This window comes from Flavobacterium sp. EDS (assembly GCF_020991525.1).
In the GTDB taxonomy this organism is placed as follows: domain Bacteria; phylum Bacteroidota; class Bacteroidia; order Flavobacteriales; family Flavobacteriaceae; genus Flavobacterium.
In genome coordinates, this window is record NZ_JAJMOZ010000007.1 from 99,486 (window position 1) to 121,739 (window position 22,254).

Below are 22,254 nucleotides of genomic sequence, written 5' to 3' on the forward strand. Positions count from 1 at the left end.
AATGTTGTTATTTTAAATATTTATTTTTCTGTTGCGAGCAAGAACAGCCCACTGGTCGTGAATGTCTTGCTGAGAATTCACTATTTGAACAGTTTCGTAAAGAGCACAAGTCGGGCAAATGTGGTAAGGGATAGCATAGATGGTATCGCCTAAGTTGTAGGGTTTGTTTCCTTTGTTTTCTAATACTAAGTGTTCTTCTGAATGTGATATTGGAGTTAATTTGTCGTCGTTTAAAATGGTCAGGCGTTTGTCTAATGAATTCTCTGATGCGACAGATTTATATCCAATATCTATACATAAAGTGTTTTCTGTAGGTTTAGAAATCACTGTTCCAACTAAAACCGCCGCAGGTTTGAATTTTTGTTCTGATAAATTAGTTTGATAATTTATATCCCAGAATATAAATGTACCTGGGCTACATTCGATATTTTTTTGACTACTATAAAAAGGGAATGTATTAGATCCACCTGCAACTATCTTTAGTTTGTAACTTAGTTTTTGTTCTAATATAGAAAGCTTATCGATTATTTGGTTAAATGTATCCGATGCTTCTTTTGTTCTTTGCTCAACTGTGCCTTTTAAATGACCATCATAAATGTGCAATCCAAGAAGTTCTATATTTGATAGTTTATTTATTTCATAGATTAAATGATCCCAATTGCTTTTATAATTTACACCAGTTCTGTCCATTCCGGCATTTATATCTAGGTAAATTTTTAATGTTATATTGTTCTTTTTACCTAATTCTGATAATTCTTTTGCAGTCTCAAGGTTATCAACAATAGTAGAGAAAATAAGATTAGGATATTTCAGTAACAAAGTGATCCAGCGTTGTTGTTTTAATCCTGTGGGTTGATAGGCTAATAATATGTCTAAAACATTGTGAATTGCGCATAATTCTGCTTCAGCAATAGTTGCACATTTAACCTTGTTTATTTGGTATGTTTTGTACAGATCGAGTACTTCTCCTAATTTATGTGTTTTTATATGTGGCCTCAATTTTTGAATATCTCCTTTTACAGATTCAATTAAATACTCAATATTGTATCGAACACGGTCGGTATAAAGTGCTAAAAAAGGAGTGTCGATACGTGTTTTTTGATTTATTTCCCACCAATTATTTCCCATGTTTTTATTTTCTAGATTTTTCGACTACTGTGATTAAGTTTTTAAAAGCTTCATAGGATTTGTTATAATCCAACTGAGATAAAGTTTCTTTCGAAAACAAATGAGAGCCAATACCTACACAAACAACACCTGTTTTAAACCAAGACTTTAAATTGTTCTCTTCTAAAGTTACGCCACCACTTGGCATTAGTTTTAAATTTGGAAAAGGGGCTTTTATCGCTTTTATATAATCTGGACCTCCTACCATATCTGCAGGAAAAAGTTTTACTATTTCGGCTCCTAATTTGTTGGCCTGAATAATCTCATTTAAAGTTGATGCTCCTGGAATCCAGTATAGATTATTTTTGAAGCAATAATTACCAATTTCAGGATCTGTATGTGGACATACTATACATTCGGCTCCTAGTTTATGGTATGTTTCGGCATCGTTTAAAGTTAAAATGGATCCTACGGCTAACTTAATATTTAAATTATTTGTATTTCTGAAGTTTACCATTTGAGCAAAAATTTCTTTTGCATCTGGTGAACGTGCTGCAAATTCGATGATTTTAATCCCTGAATCTGAAGCGGATTTTAGTATTATTTCAGCAGTTTTAATCCCAATTTGTGTAACTAAAGGGAGTACTCCTTGCGTTTTTAAAATATCGTACATTTTGTAACTTTGTTTTATCTATTAATTCTATTGCTTGTGCCATTCTTGATGAAATGATTTATTTCTTCTGGTGTAGTTATGGCAAAATCCCCTGTTATACTCTGTTTTATAACGCCACAAGCTGTTGCCCAATCAATACATTCCTGTCCCGACAGGTTATTTTTAAGGCTATAGAGTAATCCTGCTGTGAAGGCATCTCCTGATCCGATTTGATCAGTTACTAAATGTATTAAATATGGTTTTGATTCATAAAATGTGTCTTTATGTATCAATATACCTGAATATAAATGAGTCTGACCTTCTGATTTTCTGAAACTCATGGCAAGTGTATTCAGATATGGCATTTTCTCTTTTAGTAGCTCATAAGTTTTTATAAACCGGTCTGAATCTGAATCATTTTTGTTTGTTTTAATACCGAAATATATTTCGGTTGAATCTAAATCGGCAATAGTTACGCTACTGTAATAAAGTAATTCAGGCATAATCTCCGAAGGGTTTTTCCCATATTGCCATAGTTTAGTACGATAGTTAAAGTCGGAAGAAATTGTTATGCCTTTGCTATGAGCAGCTAATATTGCTTTTTTGCATACTAAATTAGCTTCGTTAGATACACCAGGGCTAATACCTGACCAATGAAAATGGGTAGTGTCTTCTAGTACTTTGTCCCAATTAATCTCATTTTCTTGGATTGTTGCAAAAGCCGAATTGCTACGGTCATAGATCACTTGGGATTGTCTGATTTGGTTGCCAGATTCAATGAAATATAAACCAATTCTGTCTCCTCCATAAATGCAATTTGTAGTGTCTACTTTGTATTTATGTAGTTCGTTTAATGCGAGTTGAGATAAGTCGTTGTTGGGTAAACGAGTAACGTAATTGGTTTTTATGCCTAATTGTGAAAGTAATACACAAACATTTGCTTCGGCTCCACCTATATGGATTTGCATTTCTTTGGCTTGTGTAAATCGATTGCCATGAGCTACGCCCATCCGCAATAATAACTCGCCAAATGTTGTAATTTTTGTTTGTGAAGATTCCGTTTTCATTTCAAATGGATTTAGTATAATTCAAAAATAGCTTCAACCTCTACAGGGATATTATCGGGTAACGAACCCATTCCAACGGCGCTTCTTACTCCAATTCCGTTTTCTTGTCCCCATACTTCTGCAAATAATTCACTGCAACCATTGATTACATAAGGATGTCTTAAGAAATCGGAGCTACAATTAACCATTCCGAGTACTTTGATGACTCTTTTTACTGCATTTAGGCTATCAAAATTTGTGACAATGGTAGATAACATTGTTAATCCTACTTGTCTCGCCGCAAGCTTTCCTTCTTCAATGTCCATGTCTTCTCCGATGCGACCTATAATTAATGATTTGTCATCTCTTACAGGACCATGCCCAGATAGGTATAAATATTTGCCATCTATTAAAAATGGTTTGTATATCCCAAGTGGCATTGGAGCTGGGGGTAATGTTAAGTTAAGCGTTTCAAATTTTTCTTGTGGTAATAAATTCATTGTAGTTAGTGTATAAAAGTGTTTAATATAAAAATAAAAATAATTCCAAGGATAGAAACAAACGATTCCATTACTGTCCATGATTTAATGGTATCTTTCATACTGGTGCCAAAGTATTCTTTGAACATCCAGAATCCAGGGTCGTTTACATGTGAGCACATAAGGCTACCTGCGCCTATTGAGAGAACTAACAAATTTGGATCTAGTCCTTGTAATTTTAGTAATGGTAATAATACGCCAGCTGTCATTAGTCCAGCGGCTGTAGCTGAGCCAACACAAATTCGGATTATGGCCGCAATTAGCCAAGCAAGTAAATAAGGGTGGATGTCTATTTTTATTAAAGAGTCAACAATGGTTTGGCTTACACCACTTACCATCATTATTTCTTTTAAACTTCCTGCTCCACCAATTATAAGTATTATTAAGGCAACGTCTTTGATGGCTACTGCATATTCGTCCATGATTGTTCTCATGTTTTTACCAGTGCGAACACCTAATGTATAGGTGCAAATTATTAACGAAATTAGCATAATAATACTTGGTTCGCCTATAGTTTGACATAGTAAATTAACTTGTTCATTTTTCCAGATTAATGGAAGTATTGAGGTAATTGTTAGTCCAAAAACTGGAAATAGTGAAGATGTTATGCTAGTAAAAAAACTAGGTTTTGTGTCTAAATTTATAGGTTCTTCGGTTGGGACTATGGTGTTCTTATCATCAGACTTAATGTTTTTAAGTGTGTTTGAGAATAGTAAGCCCGCAATAAGAATGGTCGGAATTGAAACGATGATTCCATAAATTAAAACAAGGCCTATGTCTGCATTTAAAATATTGCTCAACGCCATTGGCGAAGGATGAGGAGGCAGAAAGCCATGTGCTACCGAAAGAGATGCAAGCATTGGGATGGCTATGTAAACTTTGGGTAATTTAAATTGATTGGCTACAGAAAATATTAAAGGAACCAGAAGTATAAAGCCTACGCTATAGAATAAGGGAATTCCAACGATAAACCCTGTTATCATTAAGCCTAGACGAACATATTTTTTCCCTGTCCATTGCATTACGGTTTTTGCAATTACAGATGCTGCGCCAGAGGAAACGGTAAGTTTACCAATACAGGTACCAAAAATAATTATCAAGGAAATTGATCCAAGCATGTCGCCCAGTCCTTTTTGAACGGTTCCTGTTAATGATGTTATTGGCAGTCCTAATGCAAGGCCTGCTAATAAAGATGTTATGATAAAGGCAATAAAGGGATTGATTTTAAACCACGTTATTTGTAATACTAAAAAAATAATGCAAGCCGAAAGAATTAATATACTCATTTAGTTTATCTGTTTTACTATTTATTCCACCATATTTTTGTTAAAAAAGAATCGTTTCTTTGGCGTTTTATGGCTTCAGCTAAATTAGTGGAATTAACTGAATATTCGCCAGTTAGGTATTTTATGCGTCTTGGAATTGTGCCATTTGTAACTTTTCCTGGAAAATTAACAGGAGTTAATACCGGATAGCCTATTCTTCTCCAATTTGATTAATACTTTGTTCGATAAAATGCTTTTTAATTGCAACATCATACATATTTACTTAATATGCCATTCCTTCAATAAATGTTAAGTAAAATAACTTTTTATCATAATTTAACTTATTTACATTGATTTAATGTTTTTTGTTGGTTTTTGATTAGCAATCAAATATATATAATTAATTTCTACATATAGCAATATTTTTGCATAATTAATGCAAAAATATTGCAGTATTTTTTATTCCCAAAAGGCGGATGTTCGTTGAGCTGGGTGGTTTTGAGGGATACATGTGATTGGGCTAAAATCAAAATTCTTTTAAGTTAGAATTAGAGAAAATACATGGAGTTGAATATTTTCTGTATTGAAAAAAGTAGGTGGTTTTGGTTAAATTGATGTTTTTAGGATAGGTTTTATATGATTATGGGTAATTTAAATTGGTTGTTAGCAAAATGACTGTGTTGTTTTTGCGGGTTATTATTTCAAGAAAGTATTTTAAAATTATAGTGCCATCCACAATTCAAAATGAATTGTGAACGGCACTATTTCCTTGTGGTATTGGAGGTGTGTTATTTTTTAAAAGATTTTGTTTTTAGTCAACATCCCACCAAACCTTAGCTAACCAGCTGTTGTTGTTATATTTTGCACTTGCAGCCAGGAAGTTTTCTTTATTACTAGTAGATTCTTCTATTGGATAAGGCATTCTTTTAGGTATTACTCCTCCAGTTTCAGAGTTAACGTTTGTTATTGGAATTAACGTTGGGAAATTGGTTCTTCTGTAATTACTATACGCTTCCATTCCGTTTAAAAACAGAGTAAGCCACTGTTGTGTTGCAATTTCTTCTAGCTCTTTTCCAGGAGTAAGATTCTTTGTAGCTACAAAAGCTGTAACTGCATTGTCGTCGATAATGCTTGCGTCTTTAAAGATAGACCATTGTCTAATTCCTGCTTCGATTCCTTTTTTGTACAAATCAGCTGTGTTTCCAGAATGTAATCCTCTAAAAGAAGCTTCTGCTAAAAGTAACATTGTTTCTGAATAGGTGAGGTGTAAATAAGGAGCGTTGTTTGCGTATAGGTAAGGTTGAAGATTAGAAAGAATGGCTCCTCCTCCTCCAGGATGATCCCATCTGTAATTGTTTGGATTTATACCTTCGTAAACACCATTGGAGTTGGGTAGAAACCATATTTTTTTTCTAGGATCGTTACCTAATGTGTTTAGTAGGATTGTTGTAGGATGGTCTACAAGATCTCCGGTTCCTTTTATTGCATGAGACATTCCGTTTCCATTTGTTAATGCACCAGCAGTTTCTGATGGGGAAGAATCGTGTTTCATAAAGCAGTTGTCTTCGTTGCTGGTAAAAATCCCATTGGTAACCGCTTTTTGGATTTGCTCTTTTGCCAATGTGCTATTTACTTTTGATATTCTCATTGCACAACGCAATCTAATTGAGTTAATCAATTTTTGCCATTTAACTGCATCACCTGCGTAAAAAAGATCTCCTTTTATTGCGTCTGTCCCTGATTGCATTTGAGATTGAGCTTCGTCTAAAAGTTTAAAGAAATCAGTATAGATGTCTTCTTGATTATCATATTTTGGGTAATAAATTTTACCATAATAGCCTAATCCTGCTTGAGAGTATGGAACATCTCCATACGTATCTGTCAAACGTTGAAAAACCATTACTTTTAATGTTTTCGCAACAGCATTTATTTTAGTGTATTCAGCTTTCCCATCTGTTCTTTCAAGTACATCTATTAGATTACGTACAATTCCGCCTCCATAATTAGAATTCCAAAGTGCGCCTTGATATTCGCTACTTGAGATGTAGAACGAACCGTAATTAGCTACACTCCAAGAGCCACCAAGATGTTGTATAAATCCTTCACCATAGATGAGGTTAGCTCTCCATTGTTCAAACCAACCACCCGATAGTGCAGCTTCTACTCCAGTAAGTTGTATAGAAGGATCTATGCTTACAAAGGCTTCAGGATTGGTGTTTTTGTCTCTAAAAAGTTCGTCATCGGCACAATTAATTGAGGTAAGTAGTAAAACTGCACCTAATATGTATATTGGCAATTGTGTTATATGTTTTTTCATTTTGATGAAATTAGGTTGTTAGAAAGATAATTGTAAGTTGAATCCATATGATCTTCTGTAAGGTAAAGAACCGTATTCAAAACCTTGTCCGTTACCACTTGTATAGGTAGATTCAGGATCTATATTTGGAACTTTTGAGTAGATAGTCCATAGGTTTCTTGCAATAACAGAAAATTTAAATTTATCGAATCCTGTTCCTTTTAACCATTTTTTTGGAAAATCATAACCTAAAGTAACTTCTCTTAATTTTACATAAGAAGCATCATAAATAAAAGGCTCAGCAGTAGCGTTGTCGCCATATAAACTTCTCCAATAGGTTTGTGGGTTTACTGGAGTTGTGTTGTTTTCGTATCCAGTTACATTACCATTACTGTCTTTGATTTCCTTAACACCATCTACAATAAGTCCAGCTGTTGGAATTAATTGTGCTATATCTGCTGGTGTTTTTCCTGCAGCAATTTGCTCACCATACCAAGCATTGTATTCATCTCTTCCTTCTAATGTTAGGTTGGATAATCCAGTATTGGCTGCATTTGCATTGGTCATTGAATACATTTTTCCTCCAAACTTCATGTCTATGTTGGTTCTTAGACTGATTCCTTTATATGAAAATTCATTGGTAACTCCACCAATCCAGTCTGGAGCTACTCTTCCTAGGTTTTCATATGTCTGTGTTAATAAAGGATTTCCATTTGCTCCGATGATAACTTTTCCATCAGGTGATCTTTGAAATTTTCTACCATAAATTTCTGTAGAACTTTCTCCTACTTTAGCTATAATTTGAGCTCCTGCCCATCTTGCGTTAGATACTATTTGAGTATCTGTATCGCTTGTTAATTCTAATAGTGTATTTTTGTTTTTTGCAAAGTTTAAGGTTATATCCCAATTAAAACCGTTTGGATTTCTGAATATTCCTGCTTTTAGCAAGGCTTCGATACCTTTATTCTCAACTGTTCCTGCATTTGCATTAGCACCTACGAAACCAGATGTTTGTGAAGTATTTAAAACAATTAGTTGGTCTTTTGTTTTGGTGTAATAATAGGATAAGTCTAGTTCTAAACGATTTTTGAAGAATCCTAAATCAGCTCCAACTTCATAGCTGGTTGTGAATTCGGGTTTTAGAGTGTTGTTTGGAATGATGTTATTTGCAACCGATCCAATTGGATTTCCTAATAAAGGTTTTGCTTGCATGTTGTAAGTAAGTGCTGTTGCATAAGGTGTTTCTAGTGCTTTTGCAGTTCCTGCCCATGAAGCTCTAATTTTTCCAAAATTTAGCACGCCACTATTCATGTCTAAACCTTCAGTAAAGATGAAACTTGTTGATACAGAAGGGTAGAAAAACGAATAGTTATTGTTGTAATCAGAGCTAGAAGCAGAAGCAAGTGTTGAGTTCCAGTCATTACGGCCTGTAAAATCTAAAAATAAATAATTTTTATAATTTGCTCTTAAATAAGAATATAAAGATCTTACTAATATTTCGTCATTGGTTTTTGGATTTAAAACACTTGATAAGAAATTAGATTGTTTGTTTTGTCCATTAATAATCATATCAGTAAGTGTACTCCCAGTAAAGATTCTTTGAGAGTTTCTTTGATTAGCACCAACTCCTAGAGAGATATTAAAATCGCCTATTGATTTTTGGGCATTTAATAACGCTTCGGTGTTATATTCTTGAAATGTAATAGTGTTGTTGATTAAAGAACCATTTTGTCTCCCTGGCCATGTTGTTCCTGCGTTTACAAAATCTGAAGATGTAAATGTGAATCGGTCAATTCCAGCTCTTCCTGTTGCGCTTAACCAATCCGTAATGGCATATGTTGCACTGAAATTGGCTATTATTCTATTTTTTTCAGTTTCGTTTTTGTTTTCATTTAATACAAAATAAGGATTTAATCGGTATGCGTCCGAGTTCCAAGGGTAATAATTTCCATTTTCGTCTTCATAGTTTTTTAACCATGCTTGATCAATATTAGGAGCTAGTGCGGCTACAGATAAACCAAGGTTGCTAGCGTCATCTCCTAAAGAAGGTCTGTTATTAGTGTCTTCTATAATGTAGCTGAATTTAGCATCTATTGTAAGTTTCTTTATCTGAGAATTTACACCCAATGTAAATGTGTTTCTTTTTAAATCACTTTTTGGTATAACATCAGTAGCGTTTAGATTAGAATAGCTTGCGCGGAAAGTTGTGTTTTCACCACCACCAGAAAGACTAAAGCTGTTATTAACGGTAACACCAGTTCTAAAAAAATCTTTTATGTTGTTTTCTACGTGCTGATACGGTTTGTATGAACCATCAAAAATTCTTACCATAACATCTGGAGATCCAAATTTTGGTCCCCAAGCACTTGTGGTAGCATTTTGGCTATTCTTTATGTCATTGGTAAGGGGTAGTCTTCCATTTGATCCAGTACCATATTGAGTTTGGTAGTCTTCATATTTAGTACTAATCTGGTCAAAAGTTGTTGTGCTGTTCCATTCCGTTTTTAAAGAGTTTCTTTTTCCTTTTTTTGTTGTAATAACAATTACTCCATTGGCACCACGTTCTCCGTAAAGTGCACTGGCAGCTCCTCCTTTTAGGACAGAAATGTTTTCGATGTCATCAATGTTTATGCTTGATAATCCATCTCCGTTGTCTACTCCTTCGGCATATCTTCCGGATTTAGAATCTGTAATTCCTGCTAATCCTGTGTTTCCTAGAGTAACTCCGTCTACAATGTATAGTGGTTGATTGTCACCACTAATAGATCTGTTACCTCTTATAACAACACGTGAGCTACCGCCTATACCAGCTGTAGTTTGTGAGATGTTTACACCAGCAACTTTTCCGTATAATGATTGAGCGAGACTTAATGTTGGGTTATCGGCTAATTCTTTTCCCTTTACATCTTGAAAAGAATAACCAAGTTCTTTTTTCTCTCTTTTTATTCCTAAGGCAGTAACTACAACTCCAGAAAGGACAGTTGCAGCAGCTTCTTTTAGTTGTATGTCAATAGTGTTGGAGTCACCTATAAGTATATTTTGAGTTTCTAGTCCGAGGAAAGAGATTGTTAGTGTTTTTCCTTTTTGCGCTTCAATAGAAAATTTTCCATCAAAGTCGGTGGTTACGCCTCTTTTTTCATCTTTTACCGCTATTGATGCGCCTGGTAGTGTAATACCGTTAGAGTCGGTGACAGTTCCTTTTATTGTCTTTACTTGTGCTAGAGTAATTTGCACAGTAAACAAAAACATAATTATTAAAATTGTTTGTTTCATTGTATGGTTTTTTTGTTAGTGTATTATAAATTATTGGTTGTTATATTCTATAATTCTACCTAATAGTATCAATGAGTTTTTGTTTGATTCTTTTTAGGGGGTCATGCTATTTGTTTTATAATAGCTTTGGTAAAAAAGAGATTGTGGTAATGAGTTTGGTTAAGCGGTTATTAGATTTTTTTGCAAGTTTTTTTGCAGAGTTCAACAAAGGAGGTGGTTTTAAAATTTTTGAGGCAGGGTAGTTTTTCTCTCATGATTTAAAGATTTTTTGGTTTTTATTAATTGCCAAATATATAATTAATTCTCATTCATTGAAATTTTTTTGCAAAAATATTGCAATATTTTTGCAATATTTTTTCTGATAATGTTTTTTTATTCCCAAAAGAGCGGTGTTTGTTGGGTTGGGTGTTTTTTTAAAATGGCAATGTTTAAATTTGGATTTGATAAAAAATAATAATTTTAAAAAGAGTATTTTTACAAATATGAAAATAGCACTAATTCAATCTGTCCTTCATTGGGAAAGCCCTGAGAGAAATCGAAATCATTTTGAACAAATAATCAATGGAATAAAAGAAGCCGTTGATTTGATAGTAATGCCAGAAATGTTTTCTACGGGATTTACTATGAATCCGTCACAGGTAGCTGAAACGATGCAAGGAAAAACTGTTTTGTGGATGAGGTCATTAGCCAAAGCTAAAAAAACAGCAATTACTGGAAGTTTGGTAATTGAAGAGAATGGCAATTTTTATAACAGATTGTTATTTGTTTTTCCTTCGGGTGAATTGCAACATTATGATAAGCGTCATTTGTTTACCTTGGCAGGTGAGGATAAAGTATATACAAAAGGGACACGGAAATTAATCGTAGATTATCTGGGTTGGAAAATTTGTCCACTTATTTGTTATGACCTTAGGTTTCCTGTTTTTTCTAGAAATGCAGAGTCCTACGATTTAGTTTTATATGTAGCCAATTGGCCTAAAATACGCACTAATGCATGGGATACATTGCTGAAAGCACGCGCTATCGAAAACGTATGTTATTCGATAGGAGTAAATAGAGTAGGACTTGATAATCATCAATTTGAACACAATGGACATTCGCAAGCCATCGATTTTCTAGGAGAATATTTAATTAAGCCTCAGGAAGCAGAAGGTGTTTTTATTGTTGAATTAGACAAGGAAAAAATGAATGAGACAAGAAAAAAACTAGCCTTTTTAAATGATAAAGATAGTTTTACAATCGAAGGATTGTAATTTATTTCTTTTTATCTGTTTTCTTTTTTTCAGGTTCAGGGGTGTAGGGAATGCTCAAGTCGAAAACTTGTTCAACATCCCAATTGGCTCGAACATCGACCTCTTTTGAGAAATAAATTACTTCTTCGGCATACTTCTTTTCTAAGAAACTCCCGGGGTCGTATTGTTTGTTTTTATTGTCATCATAAATTGCACGAAGTGTAAATAATGTAGGTTCCAAAAGATTGAATTCTATTTTTGTAGTACCTTCAGTGTATTCGCTGGCAAGGACTTTTTCTCCCTTTTTATCGGTTAGCTCTATGATTACAGGAAAACGTTTTACGTTTCTTAAATCAAGAGTTAGATTTCCGTAATCGGCAGTAGTTCTAGTGCTTAAATTGTATTTTAGAGTGTCGTTTGTTTTTTCATAAAAATCATTTAACGCTCCAGGCAAAAGAGTGAATGAGTACTTTTCTGATGGTTCTTTTTTAAAGTCGAAGAATAATTTTTGGTTAAAATCATCATATTCTATTTTGTAAGGAACAGCGATAGAATCTTTATTTATTAATTTTATTTTAGATTCATCAAAACGTACTAAAGGAGTTGCGCTTTCTAATGTAAATCGATCTCTAAAATGTATGGTTCCGTTTTGTATTGCGCTTATATTTAAGGTGTCTTTCTTTTGATCTCTTACTTTAAAAGTGTAGTTTTTATTATAAGACCCTCTGTTTATTTCCATCGATAATGAATCCGCTTTTAGTGGTTTGTACCATATTTGTAAGGAATCTTTTTTAGGAAATTGAGTAACGATAGAAGGAATAATTTCGCCATTGTTTTTCAATGTGATTTTTGGTCTCAAATTTTTGAAATCTTGTTTTCCGTCATATCCCACAATTAATCTGTTTCCAGAAACTTGAGCAGGTTTGTGCGTTTTTAAAGGGAGTATTTCTTTAAATAATTCCAATTCGTAAATAGTGTCATTAGGAATGGTAATAGGGTGCTTTATGAAGCCTATTTTGTCGTCTTTAGGATTGAATTTATTATTGTTTCCTTTGTCTTTTAAAGCAACCAAAAGGTATTTCCCTGCTTTTAAATTCTCTAATCTAAATGTTTTTAAACTGTCTAATGTATTGGTGATATAGCGTGGGTTTTCTTTGTAAACAACAGAATCCTTAAAGGTGTCGTTTATTTCGTATAGCATCACAGATACAAATGAATCTGCTTCTTTATTATAAGCATCTTTTATTTTTCCGCCTAGAGCCAAAGAATCTATATAAGTTCCTGTAGAGAAGATGTATTTAAATTGGTTGTATGGATTTCCTTCGTTATTGTCGGTAATACTTTGTCCAAAATTAAAACTATAAGTGGTGTTCGGCTGTAAAGTGTCAATTATCTTTATGTTGATAAATTTGCTTGCCGAAGTTGGAGTTATGATAGGCTCGTTTTTCATTGGTGGCGAAATTATCAATTGCTTATTTGCGTTTTTTAATTTCACATATTCATCAAAAGTTAGTTTTATAGTGTTTCCTTTAAATTCTGTACTGAAATTTTTAGGAAAACTAGATTCTAAAACGGGAGCAAGGGTATCTTTTAATCCGCCAGTTATACTTCCGCGTTTAGCGCAACTTACAAGAAATAAGGTTAATAAAAAGAAAATATATTTTGAGTTGCTTTTCAACATAATGGGTTTGAATTTTGAATCCACAAAATAACAATTATATTTGCTTTAATTGAAACTTTTTATCGAATTATTAGGACTTGTTATTTTATTCAAAAATATAAAGAGTTGGACCATTTTTTTATTTGTTTATAGAAAAACACAACCAAATTTTACTGATAAAATAAAATGTATTCTTACATTTGACAGAGATATAATTTAGAATATTTTGAAACTTCGCATTATTTTTTGTGTTTTGTCTTTGCTGTTAATTTCATGTAATAAGCAAGAAAAGCCAGTAGCTGCTTTTTATTATTGGAAGACAATCTTTAAGCTGTCTGTACAAGAAAAAGAAGCTTTGCAGCAAAACGAAATCAGTAAGATTTATATTCGATATTTTGATATTGATTTACATCCAAAAACACAAGAGCCATTTCCTTTGAGCCCAATTCATTTCGAAAATAAAACAGAAAACTTAAAGGTTGTTCCTGTAATATACATCAAAAACAAAGTGATGTTAAAAAAAGGAATAGATGTTGAAGATCTAGCGAAAAAGACATTCGATTTTATAGAATTAGTAAATAATAAAAATGGGATTTCTTGTCAGGAAATCCAAATCGATTGCGATTGGACTTTGGCGAGTAAATCGAATTATCTAAAATTCATTGAATCTTTTAAGAAGATATCACATAAAAAACTCTCGGCTACGATACGATTGCATCAGGTTAAGTATTTTGAAAAAACCAAAATTCCCAATGTTGATTCAGGAGTATTGATGTATTACAATATGGGAACTATAGCGCCTGATTCGCTAAATTCAATTTATGATAGAAGAATAGCGAAACGATACATAAAGAGCTTAAAAAAATATCCATTACCACTAGATTTTGCGTTACCTATTTATTCATGGGCTATCCATATCCGAGACAATAAAGTAATAGGGTTGAAAAGTAAAATAGATATAAGAGAGCTGAAAAAAGATACTAATTTTGTGCAAAAGCAAAAGAATTATTTTGTTGTAAAGCATTCAAATTATAAAAAAGGATCTTTCTATAAACAAAATGACATTTTAAAAGTAGAGGCAATATCTAAGGATGATTTGCTTGAAATGGCTTCCGACTTAGAGGAGAATACAGCTCAATATCCTAAAGAGATTATTTTTTACGACTTAGACGAATTCAATTTAATAAATTATGAAAAAAATATTTTTAAACAAGTTCTTTCTTGTTTCTAGTGGTGTTTTATTATTTGCTTATGGTGTAATTTATGCTTGTGGTGGTGGCGATGATTGGGGAATGGGTTATAGTTCAAATTTTACACCAGAAACCTTTGTAGAGAAATCGTATAGACCTTTGTTTCTATCTGGGGAAGTTTTTTATGGGATTGGTTTTGATACCGAGCATAATTCTAGATTTAATAATGATATTAAATCAGATTGGAGTACTTATCTAAAAACTAAAGTTGATACTGCAACGGTAAACTATTTTTTGATAGGTGATGAAACAAATAGATATTCTTATGATAATGAGAAGGCTTCAAAATACAAGGATGAAATTACGCAACTTCATGTTTTTTTTAAGACCAAAAAAAATAATCAAGCCTCTTTAAAATGGGGTAAGAAAATGAATTTGAAAGATGATAAAATAAAGGCTTTTGTTGAATTTTTATATTTGGCACAAAAAATAGAAACAGTTTCAGTTGGAGAGAACTATTGGAGCTACGAACCTGTGGCGACTAAAACTTTTGATGATTTTAAATTGATTCAATCTATCGAAAATGTATATAATACTATATCAGATCCATTTTTGAAAAACAGGTATTGGTTCCTTACTATGAAAGCTTATTTTTATAGTAGTAATCAACAAAAAGCAATTACTTTTTTTAATAAAACAGAAGCTTCAGTACCTAAAAATGTGCTGTATTATCGTGCGCTATCTTATGTGGCAGGAATAAATCATCAGCAAGGAAAATATTCGACATCTAACTATTTATATGCACAAGTATTTGATAAATGCCCAGAAATGAGAGTCGTTACGGCTTATAGTTTTCGTCCGGAAAATGATGCTGATTGGAATAAATCCTTAGCTATGGCTAAAAATAATAAAGAAAAAGCTGCGCTTTGGGCAATTCATGGGTATTATAAAGATGAGGTGCAGGCTATTAATAAGATTTATGATTTAGAACCTAAAAGTGAGCATTTAAATTATTTACTAACGAGATTGGTTAATCAGCAGGAGCAAGGGATTAATAATTCATTTGAAATAAGTGCGAATGATGATCAGCCATCAAAAAAACAAACAGTAGCAGAAAATAAAGAAACAAATAAAAGTAAAATTGATGTAAAAGCATTCGATCTGGTTTCAAAAATTGCTACAGCAGGAAATACAGAGAAACCTTATTTGTGGGATATTGCTTTGGGTTATTTACAGACATTAAAAAGTGATTTTGCTAAAGCAGATGCGAATTTTGCTAAAGCTGAAAAAACAATGCCTAAAACTGAATTAGCAAACAATCAACTTAGATTGCTTCGATTTGTTAATAACATGAGTAAAATAGACAAATTGAATTCTAAGAACGAAAAAACTATTCTTAAAGATTTAAATTGGTTGTATAAAGAGCTTCCGAAGCAACATGTAGGCGATTTTCGTTATGATAATGCTTCTAGCTGGAGCAAAATGTATTTAGCGACGCTTTATAAAGAACAGAAAAATTATGTAATGGCGGAGGTATTTACCAGTAATTCTGTTTATGGCTATTGGGGAGAGGGGAATTCTTTTTATGATGTTGAAAAGAATTTATTAGGAATGAAAGAGTTTTTATCAAAGCAAGATAAAACAGAAATAGAAAAAATAGGTGCTGGTATTTATAATTTGAATTTAAATAATATTAATAATTTTCAGGCTGTAAAGGCGACCTATCAGAATAAAATACCCGAGGCAATAGCTTTTATGAAGCAAACTGATACATTGCAAAATGCAGTATTTTACGGAAATCCATTTAATGGAAGTATTAAAGATTGTCATGATTGTGATCATGCTATGCCTCAGAAAAAGAAGTATTCTCAAATAGAATTCTTAACTACAATAAATGCAATGCAGGACAAATTGGCTAAAAATGAAGATGTATATACAAACAGTTTGTTGTTAGGAAATGCATTTTATAATATTACTCATTTTGGGAATGGAAGAAGTTTTTATGAAATCTCAATTGTCGGTTATGGTTCTAGTCCATATTCATTTAGAGATTCTATGAAAAAAATGATAACAAATTGTTCATTGCCTAAAATGTATTATCAGAAAGCGCTGGAAGCAGCTACTACAAAAGAGCAAAAAGCAAAATGTGTTTATATGTTGGCAAAATGCGAGCGAAATGAATATTATAATAAAAAGTATAATTCGGTGACAAATTGGTGGACTGCAGATCAGGATCAGATAAATTTCTTGGCATGGAATAGTTTTAAAATATTGAAAAAAGATTATTCGGATACAAAATATTACCAGGATGTAATTGCTGAATGCGGTTATTTTAATACGTATATAAATCAGTAAGTTTAAAAACCAAATTAAGATGATGAACAAAATAGAGCACATAGGAATTGCAGTTAAAGATATAGAGGTTTCGAATCTTTTATTTGAAAAGCTTTTGGGAGTTTCTGCTTATAAGTCTGAAGCGGTGGAAAGCGAAGGGGTTATTACTTCGTTTTTTCAAACAGGACCTAATAAAATAGAACTTCTTGCGGCAACCAACCCAGATAGCCCTATCGCTAAGTTTCTTGAAAAAAAGGGAGAAGGGATTCATCATATTGCATTTGATGTTTTAGATATCGTTGCAGAGGTGGAACGCTTAAAGCATGAAGGTTTTGTGGTTTTGAATGAAGTTCCGAAGAAGGGAGCCGACAATAAACTCGTTGTTTTCTTGCATCCTAAAAGTACAAATGGTGTTTTAATAGAGTTATGTCAAGAAATTAAATAATTCTGAGCATTTATGGGTGGAATTAGATGCTTAAAAATCAGTTAGTTTCGAATTTGCGAAAAATAATAATGAAATTAACGTAAAAATCATGTCTAAATATTTGCTACAAATGGAAAATAGTGGTAATATTGCAAACTCAAAACCGGTCCTATAGCTCAGCTGGTTAGAGCACCTGACTCATAATCAGGTGGTCCCTGGTTCGAGCCCAGGTGGGACCACAGATTAAGCTAAAAAGCCTTTACAGCAATGTAGAGGCTTTTTTTGTGGGGTAAACTCAAATTAATCAAGATATTGAGAAATAGATGGTTTTAAAATAATCTAGGATTAGGTTCAGAAGTTGGTGATTGGTCAAAAAGATTAGATGATCTGAATAAGAAGAAATCCACTTTTCGTAGATCAATACGAAGACCTGTGAACCTGTAAAAATTATTGGTGTTGAAACGTAAAACCAGAATATCTATTTTATTTATTTAATTCTTTATCACAAATTATTGTCATAAATTGCAGCATTAATTTTAGAGTGGAAAAATGGAGGTAATTGAAAGAATAAGTATTGATGAATTTGATGAAAAAAAATATCTATCAAAACTTGTTGGACCATTCGATAAGGCTGTATTAACCCATTACTTGCATAATTACGGAGACAACGATGTTTCAAAGCATTATGAGAAAGATGCTATGAACGTTTTAAATAATTTTGTTCAATACAAACAAGACGAAGAGCAAGTTAAGGTGGTTGCTGAAGATGTTTTGGAACAATTACTTTTTGAAGTAAAAAATGCATCATTTCCGACTCCAAAAAAAAGTACATTTAAATTTATTGATCTTTTTGCAGGAATTGGGGGGTTTAGACTTGCTATGCAAAATGTAGGAGGTAAATGTGTTTTTACAAGTGAGTGGGAGTTAGGTGCTCAAAAAACATATAGAAAAAATTTCGGCGAAGCTCCGTTTGGAGATATTACAAATGAGCAAGTAAAAAATTACATTCCACAGGAATTTGATGTTTTGTGTGCGGGTTTTCCTTGTCAAGCGTTTTCTATTGCAGGAAATCAAAAAGGTTTTGCTGATACAAGAGGGACGTTGTTTTTTGATATCGAACAAATTGTTCTTAAACACAGGCCGAAAGTTGTTTTTTTGGAGAATGTGAAAAATTTAGTTTCTCATGATAAAGGGAATACATTTAAAACTATTATCGATATTCTAGAAAAAAAATTGGGCTACAAAGTTTATACAAAAATTTTGAATTCAATGACACACGCCAATGTGCCACAAAACCGTGAGAGAATCTTTATAGTTGCATTTGATCCGAATCAAGTAAAGCATTTTTCGGATTTTAAGTTTCCGTCGGAGATTAAATTAACAAAAACGATCCATGATATTTTAGAAAAAGGAAAGCAAGCAGAAAATTTGTATTACAGCAAGGATCATGCTTATTTTCCAGAGCTTGAAAAAGCAATGACTTCAAGAGATACGGTTTATCAATGGCGTAGAGTTTATGCGAGAGAAAACAAAAGTAATGTTTGTCCAACATTAACCGCAAATATGGGTACAGGAGGGCATAATGTTCCTCTTATTAGAGATGAATTTGGAATCAGAAAACTAACGCCAAAGGAGTGTTTTTTATTTCAGGGTTATCCAGAAAATTATGTTTTGCCAAGTTTAGCAAATAGTAAGCTTTATATGCAGGCTGGAAATTCTGTAACGACAACTTTGATAGAACGAATTAGTGATGAAATCATAAATGTTTTGATTCATTCGCAGAAATAAAAATTGAATAAAAAAACAGAAGACTGTGATTTAATGTGCTTCTGTGTTAATAATAATATTTATAAAGTAATAGCGCTTTCTTTGTTTTAAGAAAGCGCTATTGTTTTGTTTGGATTTTAGAGAATGGGCGAGTTGTTTTTGGAGGTTTTTTTAAGCTAGATCTTCTTTGCTTTTTTCCATGAATTTTTCGTATTCGTCTAAAGGGGTAAAATCAATGAAGTATTCATCGCTACTTGATTTTGTAATTTTTACACTGTCATATCCAATTTCCTTGAGCTTGTCGTAGGTTAGAATTTCCCCTTCGGCTAAGGCAAAAATTTCTCTTAAAATCCAGTTAGACATGGCATTGTTTGGGTTTGTCATTAACGCTTTACTATCTTGTTGGCAAACTTTTGCAGAAAAAACATTTCCGTTTGGAATTTTTAAATTAAAAACAGAATCTTTATTTGGGAAAAAATCAGGAGCGTTGTTTCTGGTCTCTGCTGGTATGGATATATATACTTCTCCAAAATCTCTGGTTCTTCCTCCTGCATTCCATTGATTCAGCTGACTTTTTAGCGGAACAATAGGCTCTTTTGAGAGTTTTTTTGCATTGGGAGAATATAGAGGTAGTATTACATAGTCTTTAAATGGTATAAGTTCATCCTGTGTAAGTTGACCAATAGAGCTGCTTATTTCATTTTTGTTGATGAATTTAGTGTTCATTTGTGAGTCAGGCTTCACTAGATCTAGTAATACACTAATGGGGTCTTTAAGTATTTCAATGTCAATTTTAATGTGCTCTTTAGGGACGACAAAGCGCTTCATTAAAACACTTTTAGATATGTTGAAATTGTATTCGTTTAATGAATCTTTAAATTTTAAAGAAGTTTTGTTCTCTGCAATTATTTCTATTGATGCTTTGTCTATTAGGTCATAAGGGGTCTCGAAAATTTTTAATTCAAGTTTGTCTCTGCCTATTATGTGATAAATCCTGTTAGTTGTTTTGTAGGATCTGTCGGCAAATTTGATTCTTTCATTTCTACAGTCGGCTAGCTTGTTTGCTAAGTCCATTCCTTTTAAAAGTCTTAATTCGGTGCTAAGTGAATTAAATTCGGCAACTTTTTCTATTTTAGAATTCCCAGATAAGATGAATGTTTTAATACCGATTCCACATCCATTTATAATTGCATCATAGGCAACATCAGCTCTGGCTAAATTCTCGGCAGTAAAGGCTTCGCAAAATGCATTTTCGGCTACCCGGTATTGAATAAATGGCTTTTCGGAGGAGCTAAATAAATTAGAAAATGCACCAATAGCTTTTAATGAGTTGGTATATTTTTTAATATTTTGTTCAGATTGTGTTTTTAAAAATAACATTTATTTAGTTTTGAAAGTAAAGTTTCTCTTTGAGGTTTTTCTGAGTATGAGATTGGTCAAAAAAATTAAAGAAAAGGGTTTGTTATTCCTTTAAAGAGGAATGTAGGACTTCTATTGCTCGTAAATTCCCTGTTTGAATATAGTAATTTTCAGCATCCATCTTTGTTTTTTTATTTAAAATAGAATTTTGAGGAAGGATATATTGGTTGTTGATTATGTGCTGAATGGTTTTTATACTACAACATCCAGGTATATCATATAGCCACTGAAAGGATTGTATTTCTTTTAGGTATAATTCTTTAACAATTGGTAGAGCATTTAGCATCGATTTTATATTGGGTTTTATTCTTACTAACACAAAGTAATCATGAGTAGATGTTGCTTCTTTGTTATTGATATTTGGTAAGTATCTTCCTTGGTTGTCCCAATCTTTTGTTTCTAGAAGTAAAAGATTCGAAAAAAATGCAGCTGATTTTATGCAAATAGATTTTTCATTCGATTTTAAATCTGTGTCATCCCAAATTTCCTTACCGCTAATGCTAAAATCGGGTTCTTCAACAGGGATGCCAGCATTTTTTAAATTTTCGTAAACTATAATTTCAGCTATTTTTCCTTGAAAAGTATTCTGGAATATCTCTGTTTTGTTTCGGTTTAATATCCCTCCAGATCTGTGTTCTCGATGATATCCTAAGCCGAAAGCCATTTCATAAGCAAATTCAAAAGCTTTTGTTACTGAAGATATTGATATATTACTGCCTTCAAATTCCTTTTTTGAAGAAGTATGGTAATTATTATTATCTTTAATAAGTTTCATTATCTTTTATGTTAGGTATAGGTAGCTGTATGATTTATCTAGAGATTCGTCTTTGCTAGAGTTAGGAACCGCCAAATAGATTTTGATTCAGTAGAAAATATATTCTTGTGTTATTGATTGCTTAGAATTCATAACAATATACATCTTTTTGCATAGAGGTGAAAATAAACACCTATTTTTTGATTGTAAATTATCTATAAAGGCTGATGGGTATAAAGTTATTTACAGCTGATTTATAGTGGTTTGAAGTTTTTTTGATGGTTTTTTTTGTAAGCTTTTTTTTATTATAGGTGTTGTTGCTTTATTTAAAAAAGGTTACATTTGTTATAGATAAATTTTCCGTTTTATAGTCCCCAGTATTAAATAGTTAAAATTTATTATGAAGATCAACCTACAAAAGTTTTTAGTAATTGTACTGGTTTTGCTAGGTCCGGTTTATGGTCTTGCGAATACGCCCCCTCCGGCTCCACGAAGGCCTCCGCCTCCGCCGCCTGGTGATCGCGTGCCAATTGATGAAAATCTCATGGTATTGCTTATCATGGCATTATTATTTGGAATTTATATAATATATAAACATAGGTTAAAACAAAAAACTCCAGCATAAACTGGAGTTTTCTTGTTTTAACACTGTTTCGTATTTAGTTATTTTGGTATAATCTTGATACGTATTTACCAATTACATCAAACTCTAAATTTATCTTGGTTTCAACTTTGAAATCTTTAAAATTGGTATTTTCAAATGTGTATGGGATTATTGATACACTAAACTGATTTTTTTTAGAATTAACAACTGTCAAGCTAACTCCGTTTGCAGTAATTGATCCTTTTTCGATGGTAATATTGTTTAGTTTTTCGTCATATTCGAAAGTATAGTTCCAGCTACCGTTGGCTTCTTCTATGGCAATACAGTTTCCTGTTTGGTCTACGTGACCTTGCACAATATGGCCATCAAGGCGGTCGCCTAACTTCATACCTCTTTCAAGGTTGATGATGTCGCCAATTTTCCAATCGCCGATATTTGTTTTTTGTATGGTTTCAGCTATAGCTGTAACGGTGTAAAGGGAGTCTTGTATATTTACAACTGTTAAGCAAATGCCGTTGTGAGAGATACTTTGATCAATTTTAAGTTCATTTGTAATAGAAGAATCTACAGTTATGTGTAGATTATCTCTGTCTTTTCTTATTTCGACTACATTGCCAAGGGTTTCTATGATTCCTGTAAACATTTCTTATTTTATTTTACTAAATTTGCACATCAAAATTAGTAATAAATAA

General features: G+C 32.6%; 17 protein-coding genes and 1 tRNA gene. 6 read left to right on the plus strand and 12 right to left on the minus strand.

The window, feature by feature from the left end:
* Positions 1–12: 12 nt before the first annotated feature.
* The 8 genes from LPB87_RS11810 to LPB87_RS11845 all read right to left on the minus strand — a co-directional run bounded on the left by LPB87_RS11810 (position 13) and on the right by LPB87_RS11845 (position 10,178).
* Positions 13–1,128 carry a D-TA family PLP-dependent enzyme gene (locus LPB87_RS11810; RefSeq protein WP_230728031.1) on the minus strand — a complete coding sequence of 372 codons (1,116 nt, stop codon included), beginning with the start codon at positions 1,126–1,128 and terminating at the stop codon, positions 13–15.
* A 4-nt stretch (positions 1,129–1,132) separates the two neighbouring features.
* Positions 1,133–1,780 carry an aldolase gene (locus LPB87_RS11815; RefSeq protein WP_129540590.1) on the minus strand — a complete coding sequence of 216 codons (648 nt, stop codon included), beginning with the start codon at positions 1,778–1,780 and terminating at the stop codon, positions 1,133–1,135.
* Between the two features lie 14 nt (positions 1,781–1,794).
* The gene (locus tag LPB87_RS11820; protein WP_230728032.1) at positions 1,795–2,826 is read right to left on the minus strand and encodes a sugar kinase; all 1,032 of its coding nucleotides are present in this window, start codon (positions 2,824–2,826) and stop codon (positions 1,795–1,797) included.
* A gap of 11 nt (positions 2,827–2,837) precedes the next feature.
* Positions 2,838–3,305 (minus strand): RidA family protein, encoded by a 468-nt coding sequence (locus LPB87_RS11825; protein WP_129540592.1) that lies wholly within the window; start codon positions 3,303–3,305, stop codon positions 2,838–2,840.
* A gap of 5 nt (positions 3,306–3,310) precedes the next feature.
* Positions 3,311–4,630, minus strand: coding sequence for a gluconate:H+ symporter (locus tag LPB87_RS11830; protein ID WP_230728033.1), 1,320 nt, complete (start codon positions 4,628–4,630; stop codon positions 3,311–3,313).
* 17 nt (positions 4,631–4,647) lie between these two features.
* Positions 4,648–4,824, minus strand: a complete 177-nt coding sequence (locus LPB87_RS11835) for a SusD/RagB family nutrient-binding outer membrane lipoprotein (RefSeq protein ID WP_230728107.1) — start codon at positions 4,822–4,824, stop codon at positions 4,648–4,650.
* 596 nt (positions 4,825–5,420) lie between these two features.
* The gene (locus tag LPB87_RS11840; RefSeq protein WP_230728034.1) at positions 5,421–6,926 is read right to left on the minus strand and encodes a SusD/RagB family nutrient-binding outer membrane lipoprotein; all 1,506 of its coding nucleotides are present in this window, start codon (positions 6,924–6,926) and stop codon (positions 5,421–5,423) included.
* Between the two features lie 18 nt (positions 6,927–6,944).
* A complete protein-coding gene (locus LPB87_RS11845) occupies positions 6,945–10,178 on the minus strand; it encodes a SusC/RagA family TonB-linked outer membrane protein (protein WP_230728035.1) in 3,234 nt (1,077 codons plus the stop codon).
* Positions 10,179–10,660: 482 nt separating this feature from the next.
* On the opposite strand from LPB87_RS11845, the gene LPB87_RS11850 reads away from it, so the two are divergent.
* Complete coding sequence (locus LPB87_RS11850) at positions 10,661–11,431, plus strand: nitrilase family protein (RefSeq protein ID WP_230728036.1); 771 nt, start codon at positions 10,661–10,663, stop codon at positions 11,429–11,431.
* Position 11,432: 1 nt separating this feature from the next.
* Here the strand turns inward: LPB87_RS11850 and LPB87_RS11855 are convergent, their stop codons facing one another.
* Complete coding sequence (locus LPB87_RS11855) at positions 11,433–13,091, minus strand: Ig-like domain-containing protein (RefSeq protein ID WP_129540597.1); 1,659 nt, start codon at positions 13,089–13,091, stop codon at positions 11,433–11,435.
* Between the two features lie 205 nt (positions 13,092–13,296).
* Here LPB87_RS11855 and LPB87_RS11860 point away from each other — a divergent pair, with 205 nt between their 5' ends.
* From LPB87_RS11860 to dcm, 5 genes are all read left to right on the plus strand, one after another.
* Positions 13,297–14,301, plus strand: coding sequence for a hypothetical protein (locus LPB87_RS11860; RefSeq protein WP_230728037.1), 1,005 nt, complete (start codon positions 13,297–13,299; stop codon positions 14,299–14,301).
* On the plus strand, positions 14,261–16,615 hold the full coding sequence (locus tag LPB87_RS11865; RefSeq protein ID WP_230728038.1) for a hypothetical protein: 2,355 nt from the start codon (positions 14,261–14,263) through the stop codon (positions 16,613–16,615). Before LPB87_RS11860 ends, LPB87_RS11865 begins: the two co-directional genes overlap by 41 nt.
* A gap of 22 nt (positions 16,616–16,637) precedes the next feature.
* Complete coding sequence (mce, locus tag LPB87_RS11870; protein WP_129541138.1) at positions 16,638–17,039, plus strand: methylmalonyl-CoA epimerase; 402 nt, start codon at positions 16,638–16,640, stop codon at positions 17,037–17,039.
* 144 nt (positions 17,040–17,183) lie between these two features.
* A tRNA-Ile gene (locus tag LPB87_RS11875) sits at positions 17,184–17,257 on the plus strand.
* A 310-nt stretch (positions 17,258–17,567) separates the two neighbouring features.
* Positions 17,568–18,806 carry a DNA (cytosine-5-)-methyltransferase gene (dcm, locus tag LPB87_RS11880; RefSeq protein ID WP_230728039.1) on the plus strand — a complete coding sequence of 413 codons (1,239 nt, stop codon included), beginning with the start codon at positions 17,568–17,570 and terminating at the stop codon, positions 18,804–18,806.
* 150 nt (positions 18,807–18,956) lie between these two features.
* Here the strand turns inward: dcm and LPB87_RS11885 are convergent, their stop codons facing one another.
* The 3 genes from LPB87_RS11885 to LPB87_RS11895 form a co-directional block, all read right to left on the minus strand.
* Positions 18,957–20,165: a restriction endonuclease gene (locus LPB87_RS11885; protein ID WP_230728040.1), complete on the minus strand. Its 1,209-nt coding sequence runs from the start codon at positions 20,163–20,165 to the stop codon at positions 18,957–18,959.
* An 82-nt stretch (positions 20,166–20,247) separates the two neighbouring features.
* On the minus strand, positions 20,248–20,979 hold the full coding sequence (locus tag LPB87_RS11890) for a hypothetical protein (protein ID WP_230728041.1): 732 nt from the start codon (positions 20,977–20,979) through the stop codon (positions 20,248–20,250).
* Positions 20,980–21,617: 638 nt separating this feature from the next.
* Positions 21,618–22,205: a riboflavin synthase gene (locus tag LPB87_RS11895; RefSeq protein ID WP_230728042.1), complete on the minus strand. Its 588-nt coding sequence runs from the start codon at positions 22,203–22,205 to the stop codon at positions 21,618–21,620.
* Positions 22,206–22,254 lie beyond the last annotated feature (49 nt).